This is a genomic window from Oleiphilus sp. HI0086 (assembly GCF_001635225.1).
Genome location: NZ_LWFZ01001487.1, coordinates 1 through 1,370, shown reverse-complemented (window position 1 = coordinate 1,370; position 1,370 = coordinate 1). Strand labels below are relative to the sequence as shown.

Annotated in this window: 1 protein-coding gene and 1 pseudogene; one reads left to right on the top strand and one right to left on the bottom strand. The window is 44.3% G+C overall.

Translation table 11 applies throughout. The annotated features are described in order from the left end of the window. Window positions 1–529 (bottom strand): hypothetical protein (locus A3756_RS25205; RefSeq protein WP_156490764.1); only part of this gene is annotated, 529 nt, incomplete at its 3' end. A gap of 131 nt (window positions 530–660) precedes the next feature. On the opposite strand from A3756_RS25205, the pseudogene A3756_RS25200 reads away from it, so the two are divergent. Then, window positions 661–1,370, top strand: a pseudogene (locus A3756_RS25200) (hypothetical protein); the annotation flags it as partial.

Genomic DNA, 1,370 nt, shown 5'->3' with positions numbered 1-1,370 from the left:
TGCCTGCTTTTTCTCCACCAGCTGCTTGCTCTAGTTGTTCAAGCGCATTTTTTCCCACGCCATCCTGTTGATCTTCTTTAGCCGAAGCCGCTGCACTATCTTTCATAGGAGAGTATGTATTCTTCGAAGCCTTATCGCTACTCTTCTCCAACTCATCCCTTGAGCGCATACTTGAAGGCTCAGTTGAATACTCTTGCTCCAAAGCTTCCACCGACTTCTGCGAAGTTTGCCTCTCTTTTTGCTTAGCCTGTGTTTTATCGGAAGGCTGCCCGAGCTTTTTTTGGGATGCCTTTTCAGCTTGTTTTTGCAAAGGTGATTCTGGCTCTATCTGCTTAGTAGCGGCCTGACTTTCTTTTTTGGCTTTCTTTTCCGCTGTCTCATTCTCTTTGCTCTGCTTCTCTTCAGGACTAAGCTTCTCAAGCTTTGACACATCTTCTTCAAGAGGAGATACTTCCGCCAATTGCCGGGTAGTACAGGCACTAGTAAGAAGCAGAAAAAGCAAACTAGCGAGAACAATACTATTTTTCATACCTGAGTCACTGATTTAGATAGCGAATTAACTCACTATTAGAAGATAGTGTGAACGAAGTAGCTTAAGCGTAAAACTTCGATAACATACACAAACAATCGAAAAAATAACAATAACGGAAACCCAAAGGCATGACAAACGGCCAAGCTCAAACCGTTACCAGTTCAATTGAGCCGGTTCAAGCACCCTCTTTAACGATAAACCCGGAACGCGAGAGCATTGGCAAAAAGCTAATATTCTTTGCCTGGGCGGTTGAGATATGCGCCGTGATTATCGGCTTTGCCATCTCCATTATGCAAGGCATCAGTTCGTTCACCGAGATAGAAAATAATCGCCCTCAGGGTTTGGGCTTTGGCGATTACACCAATGTGTTTATCGCCATGATGCCTTTTTTGATGGTCGCGATTGTCGAAATCACCAAAATTCCTTTTGTTGCGGCGACCTATAAAACCAGCAATACAAAGTGGAAGTTTATCTTCGGTACCTCCCTAATTTTTCTAGCCTTTATCACTTTTGAATCAGCCCTCAATGGTTTCGAAAGAAACTTTCATGCCCTGATTTTCTCAATCGATAAACATAAGAAAGAACTAGTGGCCGTCGAAGAGGAAATTGAACCACTCGAAATACGGCGCACTCGTCTGGCAAGCTTAAGCTCTTCGCAAATTGAAGCCGAATACAGCCAGCGTCATGCCATCATATCAGAAGAGCGTTCTCGCCAAGCAGAAGTAATTCAGGACCGCATTCAGGGCTTACGCGCTGCAACTCAAAATGAATATATCAAAGGCCTATCTGCGCAAATTGAAGATAGACGCGAGCAGCTCAAAGCTTTACGCGCTGACCG